Origin of the sequence: Mariniflexile fucanivorans, assembly GCF_004341235.1 — a bacterium.
Taxonomy (GTDB): domain Bacteria; phylum Bacteroidota; class Bacteroidia; order Flavobacteriales; family Flavobacteriaceae; genus Mariniflexile; species Mariniflexile fucanivorans.
Map to the genome: position 1 here is coordinate 348,773 of NZ_SLUP01000002.1, position 16,965 is coordinate 365,737.

At 32.3% G+C, this 16,965-nt stretch carries 15 protein-coding genes; 11 read left to right on the forward strand and 4 right to left on the reverse strand.

Annotated elements, in window-relative coordinates; all coding sequences use genetic code 11:
* Nucleotides 1-182 precede the first annotated feature (182 nt).
* Nucleotides 183-866, forward strand: a complete 684-nt coding sequence (locus EV196_RS05035) for a DUF2490 domain-containing protein (protein ID WP_132215588.1) — start codon at nt 183-185, stop codon at nt 864-866.
* A gap of 29 nt (nt 867-895) precedes the next feature.
* Here the strand turns inward: EV196_RS05035 and rlmF are convergent, their stop codons facing one another.
* Nucleotides 896-1,807 (reverse strand): 23S rRNA (adenine(1618)-N(6))-methyltransferase RlmF, encoded by a 912-nt coding sequence (rlmF, locus tag EV196_RS05040; protein ID WP_132215591.1) that lies wholly within the window; start codon nt 1,805-1,807, stop codon nt 896-898.
* 356 nt (nt 1,808-2,163) lie between these two features.
* Here rlmF and EV196_RS05045 point away from each other — a divergent pair, with 356 nt between their 5' ends.
* On the forward strand, nt 2,164-2,820 hold the full coding sequence (locus tag EV196_RS05045) for an HAD family hydrolase (protein ID WP_132215594.1): 657 nt from the start codon (nt 2,164-2,166) through the stop codon (nt 2,818-2,820).
* Between the two features lie 2 nt (nt 2,821-2,822).
* On the opposite strand, the gene EV196_RS19850 is transcribed toward EV196_RS05045, so the two are convergent.
* The 3 genes from EV196_RS19850 to EV196_RS05055 form a co-directional block, all read right to left on the reverse strand.
* Nucleotides 2,823-2,981 (reverse strand): hypothetical protein, encoded by a 159-nt coding sequence (locus EV196_RS19850; RefSeq protein ID WP_165876105.1) that lies wholly within the window; start codon nt 2,979-2,981, stop codon nt 2,823-2,825.
* An 8-nt stretch (nt 2,982-2,989) separates the two neighbouring features.
* Nucleotides 2,990-6,178 carry a cytochrome c biogenesis protein CcsA gene (gene ccsA / locus EV196_RS05050; protein ID WP_132215597.1) on the reverse strand — a complete coding sequence of 1,063 codons (3,189 nt, stop codon included), beginning with the start codon at nt 6,176-6,178 and terminating at the stop codon, nt 2,990-2,992.
* A gap of 167 nt (nt 6,179-6,345) precedes the next feature.
* Nucleotides 6,346-6,732, reverse strand: a complete 387-nt coding sequence (locus tag EV196_RS05055; RefSeq protein ID WP_132215600.1) for a group III truncated hemoglobin — start codon at nt 6,730-6,732, stop codon at nt 6,346-6,348.
* 154 nt (nt 6,733-6,886) lie between these two features.
* Here EV196_RS05055 and EV196_RS05060 point away from each other — a divergent pair, with 154 nt between their 5' ends.
* The 9 genes from EV196_RS05060 to EV196_RS05100 all read left to right on the forward strand — a co-directional run bounded on the left by EV196_RS05060 (nt 6,887) and on the right by EV196_RS05100 (nt 16,909).
* Nucleotides 6,887-7,654: a Rossmann-like and DUF2520 domain-containing protein gene (locus tag EV196_RS05060; RefSeq protein WP_132215603.1), complete on the forward strand. Its 768-nt coding sequence runs from the start codon at nt 6,887-6,889 to the stop codon at nt 7,652-7,654.
* Complete coding sequence (locus tag EV196_RS05065) at nt 7,635-8,144, forward strand: KdsC family phosphatase (protein WP_132215606.1); 510 nt, start codon at nt 7,635-7,637, stop codon at nt 8,142-8,144. The genes EV196_RS05060 and EV196_RS05065 overlap by 20 nt, the downstream gene beginning before the upstream one ends.
* A gap of 101 nt (nt 8,145-8,245) precedes the next feature.
* The gene (locus EV196_RS05070; RefSeq protein ID WP_132215609.1) at nt 8,246-9,157 is read left to right on the forward strand and encodes a geranylgeranylglycerol-phosphate geranylgeranyltransferase; all 912 of its coding nucleotides are present in this window, start codon (nt 8,246-8,248) and stop codon (nt 9,155-9,157) included.
* Entirely contained in the window at nt 9,157-9,750 is a 594-nt protein-coding gene (locus EV196_RS05075) for a Maf-like protein (RefSeq protein WP_132215612.1), read from the forward strand. Before EV196_RS05070 ends, EV196_RS05075 begins: the two co-directional genes overlap by 1 nt.
* A gap of 76 nt (nt 9,751-9,826) precedes the next feature.
* Nucleotides 9,827-10,360, forward strand: a complete 534-nt coding sequence (locus EV196_RS05080) for a mechanosensitive ion channel domain-containing protein (protein ID WP_132215615.1) — start codon at nt 9,827-9,829, stop codon at nt 10,358-10,360.
* 20 nt (nt 10,361-10,380) lie between these two features.
* Complete coding sequence (gene corA, locus EV196_RS05085) at nt 10,381-11,448, forward strand: magnesium/cobalt transporter CorA (RefSeq protein WP_132215618.1); 1,068 nt, start codon at nt 10,381-10,383, stop codon at nt 11,446-11,448.
* A gap of 151 nt (nt 11,449-11,599) precedes the next feature.
* Nucleotides 11,600-14,122, forward strand: coding sequence for a PIG-L family deacetylase (locus tag EV196_RS05090; protein ID WP_132215621.1), 2,523 nt, complete (start codon nt 11,600-11,602; stop codon nt 14,120-14,122).
* Between the two features lie 113 nt (nt 14,123-14,235).
* Nucleotides 14,236-15,945, forward strand: a complete 1,710-nt coding sequence (locus tag EV196_RS05095) for a sodium:solute symporter (protein ID WP_132215624.1) — start codon at nt 14,236-14,238, stop codon at nt 15,943-15,945.
* A complete protein-coding gene (locus tag EV196_RS05100) occupies nt 15,926-16,909 on the forward strand; it encodes a Gfo/Idh/MocA family protein (protein ID WP_132215627.1) in 984 nt (327 codons plus the stop codon). The genes EV196_RS05095 and EV196_RS05100 overlap by 20 nt, the downstream gene beginning before the upstream one ends.
* Nucleotides 16,910-16,965 lie beyond the last annotated feature (56 nt).

Here is a 16,965-nt window from a genome sequence, read left to right on the forward strand (position 1 = left end):
TATAGTTAAGTGACTGTCTGAAAATTGTAGTTGTATGTCTTATTGAGCATGTAATAATATTTTAACAAACCGATTTAATAAATATCGGTTTTAATCAAGCTCAAACTGACAACTCATACAAAATACTTTTTTTAGACAGTCTCTTTATTTTTATTCACTCAATTATTATTCTTTACTTTTTAATGAAAACAATTTTTACTCTTTTATTTATCACTATTTCAATACAATTATTAAACGCACAAACACCTGTAGAAAAGAAATTAGGCGCTTGGTACACTGTAGATGGCACCCATACGTTATCAGACAAAATAAGTCTTACAACCGGTGTGCAATTACGTGATTATGAGGTTTTTGATGATATAAATCTCATTTTTTTCTATGCAGGCATCAATTATAAACTAACCCCAAAAACAACACTTTCAGCTGGATATTATTACATAGATGTAGATAAGACTTTTGTAATTCATAATACACCACATTTATACGAGAATACCATTTTTGAGCAAATTGCCTATAACCATAATTTAGGAAAATTACCTGTTTACCACAAATTACGTTTAGAGAATAGATTTTTTAGCTATTTAAGCAAAACCTTTACAGAGCATAGGTTTCGTTATTGCCTCGGGTCAAAAATTAAAATAAACGATCTTTTATTTATAAATGCTAACAATGAGTTTTTTGCAAATTTACAAGGCGATGTTTTTGATGAAAATAGGCTATATGGCGCTTTGGGCTTCAATTTATCTAAATCCAATAACATACAATTTGGGTATATGAACCAAAAGATTAAAGGATTAAATTTACACAGGCTACAAATTATGCTTTTAATAAAAACAGATTTAAGAAAAAAACAGAAAACTATTTAAAGTTTACAAGTTTTTGGGTGCTATCTTGATTAATTTTGATTCCATTTTTTCTGCTCATCAAGATTTAAAAAAGTCCAAGCCACTATTCGAGACAGTTTATTTCCCTGTCCCATATTAATGGTTTTTATATCTTTTGCACCCAGTTTTTTTAATGATGCATACATACCTTTTACTAATTCCTTTTTAGAAACTAATGTTGAAAACCAAAAACATTGTGCTTTAAACAGAGAGCTCTCATATAAATAATTATGGAGAAAAGCCTTTTCACCTCCTTTATAACACAATTCATTATAGGTGCCGGAAAAATTTCTAACTACCTTATTTTCTCTAATATTCAATCCCTGTAGTTTTTTAGTTGTAGCATTTAAAGCCTCTTCTTCCGATTTATAAAACGGTGGGTTACACATAATAGCAGTAAACCTATCTGAAGTATTTATAACACCTTTAAAAATAAGTGTTTTATCTTTTTGATGGATTAACGAAATGGCATCAGCTAATTCATTTCGGTTTAAAATTTGTTTTGCATGTTTTAATGAAGTTTCATCAATATCTACACCTGTAAATTTCCAGTTATATTCTGCGTTTCCTAAAATGGGATAAATACAGCTTGCCCCGGTACCAATATCTAAAACAGTTACGTTATCATTTATTTTAGAAGCCTGTAGCAAACTTGAAAGATGATGTAAATAATCGACTCGTCCTGGAATTGGTGGACATAAATTTGTGTCTGGAAATTCCCAAAAGGTAATACCATAATATTTAACTAACAAAGACGTATTAAGTGCTTTAACCGCTTTAGGATTAGCAAAATCTATGGTTTTAGTTTGAAAAGAATTTTCAAATATAAATGGAATTAAATCAGGGTATACTTCGCATAAAGCATCTATATCATAGCCTGATTTATGTTTGTTTTTAGGATGAAAATTGTGATTGTTTTTGATGGTTTGTGTTTATTAATTAGATTTTTTTTGAAGTGTATTTTAAACCTTTACCTGGAATTAGTCGAATTATAGCTGCAAAAATAAGCATAAAACCACTTATCCAAACATTTATAAATGCCGAATAATACCAATTATATAAAATGTTACAGATACTCTGCCTTTTAAATCGTTTCCTAAACCTTTTGATAATACAAAATTTCACCATGACGCACTTTTAATTCCAATAGTATAATGGCAATAATGATAGCGAAACACCCTCTATAACCACATTTAGTGTACCTTTTTGTCATGATATTAAAAAAGATTCTTAGGGGTTTTATAATGATTCTTATATCTTAGCAAAAAAAAATAAAAAAATGCTTAAAGCTGTTATTTTTGATATGGACGGGGTGATAATTGATAGTGAACCCATGCACCACAAAGCATATCATGATATGTTTAATGAAGTTAACATTTCTGTTTCAAATGAACTTTACGAATCGTTTACAGGGCAATCTACCCTTAATATTTGTAAACGTTTATGTGATGCTTTTGATCTTTCTGAATCTCCAGAACACCTGGTCTCTTTAAAACGAAAACATTACAAACGGTTTTTTGAAACTAATTCAGATTTATCACTAATTGATGGTGTTGAAGATTTAATAAAAGAGTACCACAGTAATGGCTTAAAGTTGGTTTTGGGCTCATCGGCAGCTATGACGAGTATAGAACAAATATTTGATAGATTTGATTTAAACCCATACTTTGTTGCAAAATTAAGTGGCGCCGATTTAAAACAATCGAAACCACATCCAGAAATTTTTATCAATGCTGTAAAAGCATCAGGCTTTAACAGCAATGAATGTATGGTTATTGAAGACTCTACCAACGGTATTGAAGCCGCAAAAGGCGCAGGTGTTTTTTGTGTTGGTTTTGATAGTTTCCATTCTAAAAACCAAGATTACACAAAAGCAGATTTAGTTATAAAAGACTTTAACGAAATTAATTTTCACAAAGTAAAAGACTTACTATAAAATCATTTTTCATCTTTTGCTTGATTCGCTTTATTAATAATAGCCTTTAAGCGTTCTTTTCTAAGTTTAGCCTCTTCCTTTTTCTTATTAATTTTTTGATCCATTAATTTGGAATGCTTCGCTTTGTTTTTAGTGTTTTTATCCCGACCTGTTTTTGCCATTACAACACCTACTTTTTATAATGTTTTTTATAACCCAAATAGGCGAAAATCCCTAACAAAACAATGATGCCAATCGCAATCAATATAATATTCAAGCTTGCAATTTGTTGTCCAGATTGATAAGAATGCAAACCAGACAAGTAAAAGTTAACTCCAAAATAAGTAAAAATAATACTTGAAAACGCTACAATAGACATGAGGTTAAAAAACCAACGTCCACGAAGCCCAGGAATTAATCGCATGTGTATTACAAAAGCATAAACCATAATACTGATAAGCGCCCAAGTTTCCTTTGGGTCCCAACCCCAATAGCGTCCCCAACTTTCATTAGCCCACATACCACCTAAAAAGTTTCCTATGGTAAGCATTACTAAACCAACTGTTAACGACATTTCGTTAATTATGGTAAGTTCTTTAATGTTTAAATCCATTTTCACCTTATTCTTTTCAGTAGTAAAAATCATTAATAATAATGAAACCACACCTAAAATCATCCCTAAAGTAAATGGTCCATAACTTGCCACAATAACCGCTACATGTATCATTAACCAATAACTGTTTAAAACGGGTTGTAAATTGGCAATAGCAGGATCCATCCAGTTCCAATGTGCAATCATTAATAACATAGCCGTTACAAATGCGGTAGATGCGAAGGTTAAATCGCTTTTTCTTCCAAAGGCTAAACCAAAAAACATGGTTGCCCACGCAACGTATATCATAGATTCATAAGCATCACTCCAAGGTGCATGACCCGAAATGTACCAACGCATTATCAATCCTAAAGTATGTAAAACAAATAATCCTAAAATAATGACTTTGAAAACGGTTACAGAAATATCAAGAGCTTTACTTTTCTCTTTAAAAATTTGTACAATTAGCAGCACAAACATTAAACTACCTGCATACAAATACCAGCTAAATAATTTTTTGAAAATATCGTACTTATTGTATAGAATTTCGGCGTTTATTTTTTTATCAGTCAACATAACATCACCACCATATTGATGCTGCGTTTTTTTGAAGGCATCCAATAATTTTGTGGCTTCGGAAAAATCACCCGATTGTTTGGCTCTATTTAATGTAATTAAATACATTTTGAAACCATTTTTTATGAAATTTCCGTAAAGGGAATCTTGAACTTTATACTCACCATATTGATATTCATTAGCTGAAATCCATTTATTATTTTCATCGTTTGGAATTGGGAAAATTTTTAATGAAGCACCTTCAATAGTGTTGTACAATAAGTTAACACGCTGGTCGGCTTCTTTAATTTCCTTTTGATACCCATTGGGAGCCAAAGCTTTATAGGCTTCATCTAAAAAAGGAGTTAATTTGTACTCACCTCGTTCAGTAAAAAAATCGGCAAGCGTTACATATTCTTCTTTCGCATCGACTTGGATAAGATGTCTTATAGTATCTGCTTTTTTAGTTGCCAAATAAATAATTGGAACATTATACCAAAGCATCGGGCTTTCTTGCATCGATAAAAATACTTGGTTGGCATCAAAATCTTCATAATCATCATGTTTACTCAACTTACGAAGCATTTCAGATGCATAGGTATTAACGGGCATCATGCGTCCGCTTAAATCCTGAATTACCAAATGACCAAAGGCATCGGCATGCGCTTTAGGCGTAATATTTGCAGCTAAAACAGAATCTATTTGAGCTTTTGTTGGTTTAGTATTATGGTTATGCCCATCATCATCTGTATGAGTTTGAGCAAATGTATTTAAACCAAAAAGCAATAATACAATACCTAATAATTTCGCTTTTTTTGCTTTTACTTTTTCTAACATTACTTTTAATTCACCAAAACGGGAACCTTTAACAAAAAGAATCGCCATTAAACCAAAATACAGTAAAAAATACCCAATATAAGTGATTAACGACCCCCAATAATCATGGTTTACAGATAGGATTGTACCTTTTTCATCAGGATCAAAACTCGATTGAAAAAAACGATAGCCACCATGATCTAAAATATTATTCATGAAAATTTTATAGTCGTAGCTACTTTCTTTATCATCAATTACGGTCACTTGACTTGAATATGATGAATATCCTTTTTCAGTACCCGGATAACGTTCTGCTTCAAAATCGTTTAATTTTATTGAAAATGGTAATTCCAATACTTTTGAACCGTATTTGAAAGCAAAATCCAATCCGCCAACTTTCACTTGTTTAAAAGCATTATTCATACCTTTACCTCCTAATAAACCTACCCGCTGGGTTTCACCATTAGCGGTAACTTTAAGTACCACACCATCATCATCATTCCTTAAAATTTGCGATTTTTGAACAATATCAAACACCCCTTTAACCACGGGCTTTGGAAATACCATTTGCATATCGCCAATTACATAGCGCGAACGCAATATTAAAGGCTGTAAACTGTCTTTTACTAACTTGCCCTGTGCCATAGTAGCCATAACCATATACTCTCCTTCAAACGGTGATTGAATAGTTAAGGCATTATTTTCGTATGTAATATTTACAGCACCATTGGTTGGATTATTAAGGGCAAATAAAATGTTGTGTATGCTTTGTACTTCACCAACTTTTAAAAAATGGTTATGGGCGCCACCGCCACCAGCTTCAACCATTTTTAAATATTCGGCACCATTTTCGTCTGGAACAATATCTTCTTCAGCACCTTTTATAAATTTCTCCAACTCAATTGTGACAAGTTGTTTATTATAATTGGTTTGAATTTTAAAATCGTTTTCTAAACGTGCTGAAAAATCGACTTCACGTTCAATAGGCAAACGCTGAGTTACACCATCAATTTTATAATCACCATCTATATAGGAAGTTATATATGTTTTTTGAGATAGGAAAGTATTTTCGGTAGCTCCTTCTCTAATGGCCATCATCCCTTCAAAACTAATGTATCGGGTAATAAAAGCACCTAAAAGAATAAAAATAAAAGATAGATGTAAAATTAATGTAGCCCATTTTTCTTTTCTAAGTAATTTATATCTAAAAATATTACCTATAAAATTGATAATAAAAAACACCATGATTGCCTCAAACCACCAAGCATTATAAATTAAATTTCTTGTGTATGGAGTTGGGGATGTGCTTTGTCCGGCATCCAAAAAAGTACCCGTAGCCATTGCTGCTGCAAATACTATAAATAAAATACCGGTAAGTCGTGTTGAGAAAAGAATTTTCGCGAGTTTATTTTGCATAATAAATACCCATTTTTAGGTCGGGCAAATTTAAGTATTTAAGTTTGTTTTGAAATGTTAAAGTTTGTGAAAAAGCTTCAAAGTTTCAAGGTTTTAAAGTTTATAAGTTTCAAAGTTTCACAGCTACGGAGTTTCAAAGTGATTGAAAATTGAGGCAACGACTAAAACTACTTACCCCGAGCTTCAAAAATTTTCAAATACAGAAAAGTGCCCATTTTACGGGCACGCTGTTTGGCATTTTGGGCGTAATCACCTTCAAAAAGTTCATCAATAGTTTCAAACCAAAGGTTGAGCCACAAACCAAAATGCATTTCGGTAATGCTATTGTTTCTTTCTTTATCTACCCTCGCATGTGCCTCCAATGGGTTACCTAAATATTTGGTTTTTAAGAACAAATTAGCCTCCCAAAACGTGGTTAAATTTTCTAGATGGGCATCCCAATCTTTTATAGTATCATTAAAAAACGGACCTAAAACGTTGTCCTTTCTAACCTTCTTATAAAATGAAGACACTAATAGAAAGACGTCTTCTCTTGTTTTTATATCCTTTTTCATAATAGCAAAATTACAACTTTTTTTTCCGTAAAATAACTAACACGCAAAGCATCAAAATTGCTAAATCCTAAAAACCGTGGCTGAGACTAAAAACTATTTTTAATTTTTAAGTTTATGATTTCAACTTTCAACTTAACTTGTGTATTTTTGCTGAATGATTTCAGTAGTAATTCTCGGTGCTGGCAATGTCGCTACACATTTATTTAAAGCCTTTAGTAAAACAGGTCAAGTTTCTGTTATTCAATGGTATAATAGAAGTATTGATGCTATTAAACCCTATAAAAATGAAGTAGAAATTATTGATAATTTATCACAACTAATAGAAGCCGATTTATACATTTTAGCTGTGAGTGATGATACCATTAAATCGCTTTCATCTCAACTTCCTTTTGAAAATAGGTTGGTTGTACACACATCGGGAGCAGCTGGCGTTTATGATATTGATAAAAAACACAAACGTGGTGTGTTCTATCCGCTTCAAACCTTTAGCAAAACTGCATCAATTAATTTTGCTGATGTTCCCATTTGTATTGAAGCTTTAGAAAGTACCGATTATCAATTATTAAAAAAAATAGCTAAACTCATTGGTAGCCCTACCAAAAAAGTAAATACAGATCAACGCAAAGTATTGCATTTAGCAGCCGTTTTTGTAAATAATTTTACCAATCAACTTTACAGAGTCGCGCATGAAATAACTGAAAGTGAAGGAGCGGAATTTGATCTTTTAAAACCACTCATTTTAGAAACCGCCAAAAAAGTTCAAGACCATTCACCATATATGGCGCAAACTGGTCCTGCAAAACGTAACGATAAAAAAACCTTAAAAAAGCATTTAAAGCTTTTGAAAGACCAACATCACACAGATATTTATAACCTCTTAACTAGTTCTATACAGCGCACACATGGAAGAAAAAAACTATAAAGAATACCTAAACCACATTACCACATTTATTTTTGATGTAGATGGTGTTTTAACAGATTGTAATGTATTGGTAACAACAACTGGCGAGTTACTTAGAAATATGAACGTTAAAGATGGGTTTGCCTTAAAATTTGCTGTAAATGCAGGATATAATGTGGCTATTATTTCGGCAGGAACTAATGAAGGCGTAAAATTACGCTTAGAAAGTTTAGGTATTAAAGATGTATATCTGGGTGCCTATGATAAAATAAAACAATTTGAAACTTACATAATAAACAACAACATAAACCCTGAAAACATACTTTATATGGGTGATGATGTTCCCGATTATCCAGTTATGAAAGTAGTAGGTTTACCAACTTGTCCACAAGATGCCATACCCGAAATTAAAGGCATTTCTAAATACATATCACATAAAAAAGGTGGTGAAGGTGCTGCCAGAGATGTTATTGAACAAGTACTAAAAGTACAAGGTAAATGGGCGCTTTAATTTAGTCATAGTATGCAGTGACAGTTTTCAGTTAACTACCAATCAACTTTAAAGGTGTTAATCTAAACTCCCTAACCTTCTAAACCTCTAACTTTTTACTTTTGAACTTATTAAACCTTATTCGCTGGAAAAATTTAGTAATGATTGCTATCGTGCAATTACTTATTAAATATGCCCTTTTAGAACCTTTTGGCGTTCAAACCAGTTTAAATATTTTGGGTATTTCCCTGTTAATTTTTGCAAGCATTTGTATTGCAGCGGCAGGTAACATTATTAATGATATTTATGATATTGAAACCGATTTTATAAACAAACCAGATAAACTTATTGTTGGAAAATCCATTTCGGAAAAAACAGCTTACAACTTGTTTATCCTTTTTAACGTAGTTGGTGTTGGCATTGGGTTTTATTTATCGCATTTGGTTGGCAGGAGTGCCTTTTTTTCATTGTTTGTTATCATCTCTGTTTTACTCTATGTGTATGCAACCTATTTAAAACAAACGCTTTTAATTGGGAACATTGTAATTTCGGTTTTAGTAGCATTATCATTAATTATTGTGGGGATTTTCGATTTATTGCCAGCTACTACCAGCCTTAACCAACAAATGCAATTAACCTTTTTTAAAATTATTTTCGATTATGCTGTGCTTGCATTCATCATTAATTTACTTCGTGAAATAACCAAAGATTTAGAAGATATAAATGGTGACTACAAAGCAGGCATGAACACCTTACCTATTGCGATTGGTACCGAACGTGCCACTAAAGTTTTGTTTGTTTTATCTTTCATTCCTCTATTCCTTGTTGGTTCATACATTATAAACTCACTTTATAAAAACTACATAGCTGTTATATACTTTTTAATTTTTATAATAGCACCCCTACTTTATATTACCATTAAATTTTTTAGTGCTTCAACAAAAAAAGACTTTCACCATATAAGCAATCTACTTAAATTAGTGATGTTTTTTGGAATGCTTTCTTTACTTTTATATAAGTATATTTTATTCTGATGTTAAACGAAAAACTAAAAGATTACAACATTATTTTAGCTTCTGGTTCACCTAGAAGGCAGGAATTTTTTAAAACTTTAGGGTTAGATTTTGAAATTCGATTAAAACCAATAGCTGAAGAATATCCACCACGCTTAACACATTTTGAAATAAGTGATTATTTGGCGCAGTTAAAAGCTTTGCCTTTTAAAAACGAATTGAAAGAAAACGATATTCTTATTACAAGCGACACTATTGTTTGGCATAATAAACAAGCTTTGGGAAAGCCTAGAAATGAAACGGAGGCTTTTCAAATGATAAAATCTTTAAGCAATACAACACACGAGGTAATAACATCTATTTGCTTCACCACAAAAACGTTCGAAAAAACATTGAATGCCGTTACTAAAGTTACTTTCAAAAACCTAAATGATGATGAAATTCTTTACTACATAAACACCTTCAAACCTTTTGATAAAGCGGGTGCTTATGGTATTCAAGAATGGATTGGGCTTATTGGCGTTACCAAAATTGAAGGTTCCTATTTCAACGTTATGGGGTTGCCTACACATATCGTTTACAAAACGTTGAATGATATCGTTAATCATTTGTGAAAATCAAATTACAGTAATGCTTTTTTAGGTTACTAATGTATCTTTGCTAATTAGTCGAATTAAATCAAATTAAAAAATGTTTTTTGAAACCTACAAAATCGAATTAATAAAAACTGGTTTTTTACTTCTTACTTTACTTATCGTTCGATTTGTTTTAACAACACTCATCACAAAAATATCACGTAAAAAAGGCATTAACTTAGCACGTATTCATTTAATAAACAGATATGTATCGGTTACATTATTTTTAATTGCTCTTATTATTATTCCTTTTATTTTTGGAACAGAAGCACACGATTTAGTAGTTATATTTTCATCTGTTTTTGCCGTAATTGGTATTGGTTTATTTGCTATTTGGTCTATTTTAAGCAACATTACTTCTGGCATTATTATGTTCTTTTCATTTCCTTATAAGGTAGGAGACAAAATTCAAATACACGATAAGGATTTTCCGCTTGAAGGCATTATTGAAGATATTAGAGCATTCCAACTGCATTTACGCTTAGAGAATGGCGACTTAGTAACCTATCCCAATAATTTAATGCTACAAAGAGCGGTAACACTTATTCAAAAAGATGCCATAGACGATGATAGTATAGCAGATATTTAAATATTTCATATATTTATTAAATGGCTAAAAACAGAATAAAAAAGCAGCATAAAAAAATAGGGAAAGCACCCGGTAGCATGATTTATACCGGAGAAAAATCTACTAAAAAACTATTCATTGAAGTTTTCGATTATAACGTTGAAAAATGTACCGAAGAAGAACTTCCAACTATTGAACATGCTTTCGATTTTAAAGGTTCCGATTCCGTAACATGGATAAACATTAACGGTTTAAACCATGTTGATGCCATTGAAAAATTAGGTAATCACTATAACTTGCACCCCCTTGTTTTAGAGGATATTGTAAGTATTTCACAACGTCCGAAAATAGATGAATATGAAGATTATCTGTTTGTCGTTCTTAAAATGCTTTATCATGATAAAGATGATAATGTTCTATATGAACAGGTTAGCTTTATTTTAGGTAAAAATTATGTTTTGTCTTTTCAAGAATCGGAAGGTGATGTTTTTGATACTGTAAGAGAACGCATTAGGCATGGAAAAGGTCGGGTTCGCACGATGCAGTCGGATTATTTACTATACATTTTAATGGATGCTATTGTTGATAATTACTTCACTATTATTGAAACATTGGGTGATAAAATTGAAGATTTTGAAACCGATATTTTTAACGGCAACGTAAATAATTCAATTAACAAAGAGATTCAAGATTTAAAGAGGGAAATTCTAAAAATTCGTCGTTCAATTTATCCGCTTCGCGAAGTAATTAGCAGAATTGATAAACACGAAAGTTCGCTTATTCAAAAAAGAACAAAAACATTTTACCGCGATATTTACGACCATTTAATACAAGTTACCGAAAACATTGATATTTATCGTGAAATGATTTGGAGTTTAATGGATATGTACATGACCACCATTAGCAACAAAATGAATGAAGTTATGAAAGTACTAACCATAATGGCATCCATTTTTATTCCATTAACATTTATTGCTGGGGTTTATGGTATGAACTTCGACCATATCCCAGAATTACATTATGAATATGCCTACCCTGTTTTTTGGGGCGTTATGATTATTATATTTTTAGGGATGCTTTATTATTTTAAACGGAAGAAATGGCTTTAATACTAGTTGCTTAATGCATGCCAATTAATACTTTTTTTTATAAAATCCTGAACCGTAAATTATAAATTTATTGAACGTTAAATAAACATTAAAACCACCAAGTAGCCCCTATTACTTTGTTATATTTGATTTTTTAGCTAAAAAATCAAACATGCAAAGAGTTTTACTTTCTTTTATATTCCTATTTTATTTTTCGTTTTCCCACGCACAAAAACCTATAACACATTCATCTTCAAGTATTTTTGAATCCATTCAAAAACTTAATTTTTTAGGGTCGGTTTTATATATTGCAGCACATCCAGACGATGAAAACACCCGTTTAATTTCATACCTATCGAACCAAGTAAAAGCAAAAACAACGTATTTATCTTTAACACGAGGTGATGGCGGGCAAAACTTAATTGGTCCAGAAATAAGAGAACTGTTAGGCGTTATCCGTACCCAAGAACTCTTAGCCGCTAGAGGTGTTGATGGGGGTGATCAATTATTTACCCGAGCCAACGATTTTGGTTTTTCAAAAGACCCTGATGAAACGTTAGCCATTTGGAACAAAGAAGCTGTTTTAAGCGATGTGGTTTTAGCTATAAGAAAGCTTAAACCAGACATTATAATTAACCGTTTTGACCATAGAACACCAGGAACTACTCATGGTCATCACACCGCTTCTGCCCTATTAAGTTATGAAGCGTTCGATTTAGCTAATAATGCTTCTGCCTTTCCAGAATTGCAAAAACAAGCTAGCCCTTGGCAACCAAAACGTTTGTTTTTTAATACCAATTCTTGGTTTTATCGCTCGCAAAAGGAATTTGATGAAGCCAATAAAGATAACAGACTTAGTTTTGATATTGGAATCTTTTATCCTTTAAAAGGACAATCAAATAACGAAATGGCTTCCATAGCAAGTAGCCAACATTTAAGCCAAGGTTTTGGAAGAGTATCGCAACGCGGTACTCAAAATGAATATTTAGAATTTTTAAAAGGTGATGCGTTAACAGATAACCAAAATTTATTCGAGGGTATAGACACCTCATGGAATCGGATAAAAGGCGGAAAAGCTATAGGCAACATATTAAATTCTATTGAAGCTAATTTCAATTTCAAAAATCCATCAGAACACTTATCACAATTAGTAGAAGCTTATAAATTGCTCCAAAACATTGAAGACACACATTGGAAAACCCAAAAAACAAATGAGCTAAAATCGATTATAGAAATGTGTACGGGTTTATTTTTAGAAGCATCGGCAGAAACACCATCCTCAACTTTAAACCAAACAATTAAAATCAATATTGAGGCTCTAAACAGAAGCAATCAAAACATTGTTTTAGAAAGTGTGACGCAAGGAGATGGAAAAACCATTTCAAAAAATATAGCATTAAAAAATAATGATTCTGAAAAGTTCGATACTGATTATTATATTTCTACGGAAGAAAAAAATACGTCACCATACTGGTTAAACACAAAAGGAACATTAGGCATGTATACTGTTGAAAACAAATTATTTATAGGTTTACCAGAAACACCTAGAAGTATTATTGTTAACTTCAATTTAAAAATAAATAATACCAAAATCACTTTCAGTAAACCTGTTGTATATCGGTATGCAAAACCAGATAAAGGTGAATTGTACAGACCGTTTGAAATCATTCCTGAAGCTTCGGCTAAAATTTCAGAAAAAGTCATCATTTTTGAAAATGACAAACAACGTGATATCAATATAATTGTAAAAGCAGGTCGTGATAATTTAGAAGGATATGTTGAAGTTTGCCACCCTAAAGACTGGAACGTGTTTCCTGAAAAACAAAAAGTAAATATTGTTCATAAAGGTGAAGAGCAAATACTTACGTTTACGATTGTTCCTCCAAAAAATCAAAGCGAAGGTTACGTAAGTCCTGTGGTGCATATAAATGATGCCGACTATAACAAAGAACTTATAGAAATCAATTACGAGCATATTCCATTTCAAACTGTTTTATTGCCAAGTGAAAGCAAAATTGTGAGATTGAATATTAAAAAGAAAGGTGAAAATATCGCCTATATTGCGGGTGCTGGCGATGTGGTTCCTGAAAGTTTACAACAAATAGGTTACAACGTTTTAACCATAGAGCCTGAGGCTATAAACGCCGAAACTTTAAGTAAATTTGATGCCGTAGTAATTGGCATTAGAGCTTATAACACCGTAGAAAACCTTAAATTTAAACAGCAATTGTTATTCGATTTTGTTGCCAATGGAGGTAATATGATTGTACAATACAATACCAGCCGTGGTTTAATCACAGATAATTTTTCGCCTTATATGCTAAAATTATCGAATGATAGAGTGACCGATGAAAATGCAGAAGTTCGTTTCCTTACCCCCAATCATCCTATTTTAAACTATCCAAACAAAATAACTCAAAAAGATTTTGAAGGCTGGACACAAGAGCGCGGTTTATATTTCCCAAATTCATGGGCTGCAGACTTCACTCCTATCTTATCAATGAGCGATAAAAATGAATCCCCAAAAGAGGGTAGTTTATTAGTCGCAAAATACGGAAAAGGCTACTACATATACACAGGTTTGAGCTTTTTTAGGGAATTTCCAGAAGGCGTTTCTGGTGCTTATAGATTATTCGCCAACATGCTTTCCATAGGAAAAGAAGATTTAAAATTTGAAGCTAAATTAAACGATTAATATGAACAAAAACCAACCAACAAAACAGCCTTGGTTAAAATTATATTCTTTAGTTTTAATTGCCAATGCTATTTATTTTATTCTGTTTTACTTAATCATGCAAGCCTTTTAATATGCAAACATTAAGTCTATTAGATTGGATTGTATTAAGCGCAACTTTACTTGCTATTGTTGGGTATGGCACCTGGCAAACCAAAGGAAGCAAAAATGTTCAAGATTATTTAAAAGGCGGAAACACCTCAAAATGGTGGACTATTGGCCTATCGGTTATGGCAACCCAAGCAAGTGCCATCACCTTTCTTTCAACCCCTGGGCAAGCTTATAACGACGGTATGGGCTTTGTTCAATTTTATTTTGGATTGCCTATTGCCATGGTGGTTATTTGCATGGTATTTATTCCGTTGTATCACCGTTTAAATGTATATACAGCTTACGAATTTTTAGAAAATCGTTTCGATTTAAAAACCAGAACTTTAACAGCTATTTTATTCTTGATTCAGCGTGGTTTAGCGGCTGGTATTACCATTTTTGCACCTGCCATTATTTTATCGGTAGTTTTGGGTTGGGATCTTTTAACCCTGAACATCATTATTGGGTTTCTTGTTATTATTTACACCGTTTCTGGTGGAACACGTGCCGTAAACGTGACACAAAAACACCAAATGGTGGTTATTTTTATTGGTATGTTTATCGCCTTTTTCTTAATTGTTGATAAGCTTCCGCAAGATATTACATTTACAAAAGCATTGAACATTGCTAGTGCTAATGGAAAAATGGAAATTTTAGATTTTTCATTCGATTTGAATAACCGCTACACCTTTTGGAGTGGTATTATTGGTGGTACGTTTTTAATGCTGTCTTATTTTGGAACCGACCAAAGCCAAGTACAGCGCTATTTATCTGGAAAATCGGTTAAGGAAATGCAATTGGGATTGATTTTTAACGGACTTTTAAAAGTACCCATGCAATTTTTTATTCTGTTAGTTGGTGTTATGGTTTTTGTATTTTATCAGTTTAATGAAGCGCCTATAAACTTCAACCCAACAGCAACAGAAGTCGTTTTAAATTCGGAATATGCTGAGGAATACATAAACCTTCAAAAAGAACAACAAATCCTTTTTAACAATAAACAAGACTACATAAAATCGTTTGTTAATTCTGATAACCCTGAAGCTACAAGTTATATTTCAGCAGCAAACAAACACAATGATTCCCTTAGAAATCGAGCCAGAATTTTAATTGAAAAAGCAGGGAAAAATCAAAATATAAAAGTTGAAAGCAACGATAAAGATTATGTGTTTATTCATTTTATTTTGAACAATTTACCACGGGGTTTAATAGGCTTATTATTGGCCGTTATTTTAAGTGCTGCCATGTCCAGTACCGCAAGTGAATTGAACGCATTGGGCTCTACCACTACCATCGATTTATACAAACGAAACACGGGTGAAAAAACCGAAGAACACATGGTAAAAGCCTCCAAATGGTTTACCTTTGCGTGGGGCATTATGGCTATTGGTGTTGCCTGTGTTGCTAATCTTGCAGAAAATTTAATTCAACTTGTTAACATTATTGGGTCTATTTTCTATGGCAATGTGTTGGGCATCTTTTTATTGGCTTTTTTCTTCAAGTTTGTAAAAGGACAGGCTGTTTTTATAGCTGCTATTGTAACACAATTAGTTGTAATTGCATTGTTTTTCCTTAATGAATACCACATAATAAATCTGCCATTTTTATGGCTAAACTTTGTAGGCTGTGCTATTGTAATAGTTATTGCATGCTTACTTCAATTAAATAATAAAAATGACAGAATTACCGCTTAAAAGAATAAAATGGGGCATTATTGGTTTAGGCTCTATAGCAAATAAATTTGCAACCGATTTAGCAACTATTGATGATGCCGAATTATACGCGGTTGCCTCCAGAGATCAAGAAAAAGCAGATTATTTTGCTGATAAACACAATGCCCGAAAAGCATACAACAGCTACGAAGCATTAGCAAACGATCCAGAAATTGATGCTGTGTATATTGCCACACCGCATGCTTTACACAAAGAAAATGCACTTATGTGTTTAGAAAAAGGTATTGCTGTTTTAGGTGAAAAGCCTTTTGCAATGAATGCCCAAGAAGTGGAAGAAATGATAGCAAAAGCCAAAGAAAAAAAGGTTCTTTTAATGGAAGCACTTTGGACCTATTTTTTACCGCACTACCAATTTGTTATAAAAGAATTGAAGAATAAAACCTATGGTAACATCTTGAAAATTGAAAGTGATTTCGGATTTCAACGGCCATACAATACCAAAGCCAGATTGTTTAATAAAGCCATGGGCGGTGGTAGTTTATTAGATATTGGCATCTACCCTATTTTTGCGACGCTTTCAACTTTAGGCACTCCTAAAAACATGGAAGCTTCTGCTACCTTTTTTGAAAATGGCACTGATTCTACATGTAATATGGTTTTAAGTTATGAAAACGATGTGAAAGCATATTTAAAAAGCTCGCTTGTAGATGTTTTGCCTACGCAAGCCATTTTCTATTGTGAAAAAGGAACACTGAAAATTGATACGCAATTCCATGCGCCAACAACAGTTACCATTATTGCTCATGGAAAGGAAGAAACCAAAGATTTTGGATACAATACCATTGGGTATAACTATGAAGCTATTCATTTTAACCAATTAATTCGTGAAGGGAAAACCGAAAGCGATATTATGACTTTTGATTTTAGCCGAAAATTGATAAAAACACTTGATGATATTCGTGAAATTATTGGATTAGAATATTAAATACCGTTCAACCGCATTATTTTACTAATATTTTGTGTTTAATCTAAGTAAGTTTT

Coding starts and splice junctions, on each gene's coding strand:
- EV196_RS05060 (WP_132215603.1), top strand. CDS start 6,887: ATGATTTCAGTAGTAATTCTCGGTGCTGGCAATGTCGCTACACATTTA.
- EV196_RS05080 (WP_132215615.1), top strand. CDS start 9,827: ATGTTTTTTGAAACCTACAAAATCGAATTAATAAAAACTGGTTTTTTA.
- EV196_RS05035 (WP_132215588.1), top strand. CDS start 183: ATGAAAACAATTTTTACTCTTTTATTTATCACTATTTCAATACAATTA.
- EV196_RS05055 (WP_132215600.1), bottom strand. CDS start 6,732: ATGAAAAAGGATATAAAAACAAGAGAAGACGTCTTTCTATTAGTGTCT.
- EV196_RS05095 (WP_132215624.1), top strand. CDS start 14,236: ATGCAAACATTAAGTCTATTAGATTGGATTGTATTAAGCGCAACTTTA.
- EV196_RS05045 (WP_132215594.1), top strand. CDS start 2,164: ATGCTTAAAGCTGTTATTTTTGATATGGACGGGGTGATAATTGATAGT.
- EV196_RS05090 (WP_132215621.1), top strand. CDS start 11,600: ATGCAAAGAGTTTTACTTTCTTTTATATTCCTATTTTATTTTTCGTTT.
- corA (WP_132215618.1), top strand. CDS start 10,381: ATGGCTAAAAACAGAATAAAAAAGCAGCATAAAAAAATAGGGAAAGCA.
- EV196_RS05065 (WP_132215606.1), top strand. CDS start 7,635: ATGGAAGAAAAAAACTATAAAGAATACCTAAACCACATTACCACATTT.
- EV196_RS19850 (WP_165876105.1), bottom strand. CDS start 2,981: ATGGCAAAAACAGGTCGGGATAAAAACACTAAAAACAAAGCGAAGCAT.
- EV196_RS05075 (WP_132215612.1), top strand. CDS start 9,157: ATGTTAAACGAAAAACTAAAAGATTACAACATTATTTTAGCTTCTGGT.
- ccsA (WP_132215597.1), bottom strand. CDS start 6,178: ATGCAAAATAAACTCGCGAAAATTCTTTTCTCAACACGACTTACCGGT.
- EV196_RS05100 (WP_132215627.1), top strand. CDS start 15,926: ATGACAGAATTACCGCTTAAAAGAATAAAATGGGGCATTATTGGTTTA.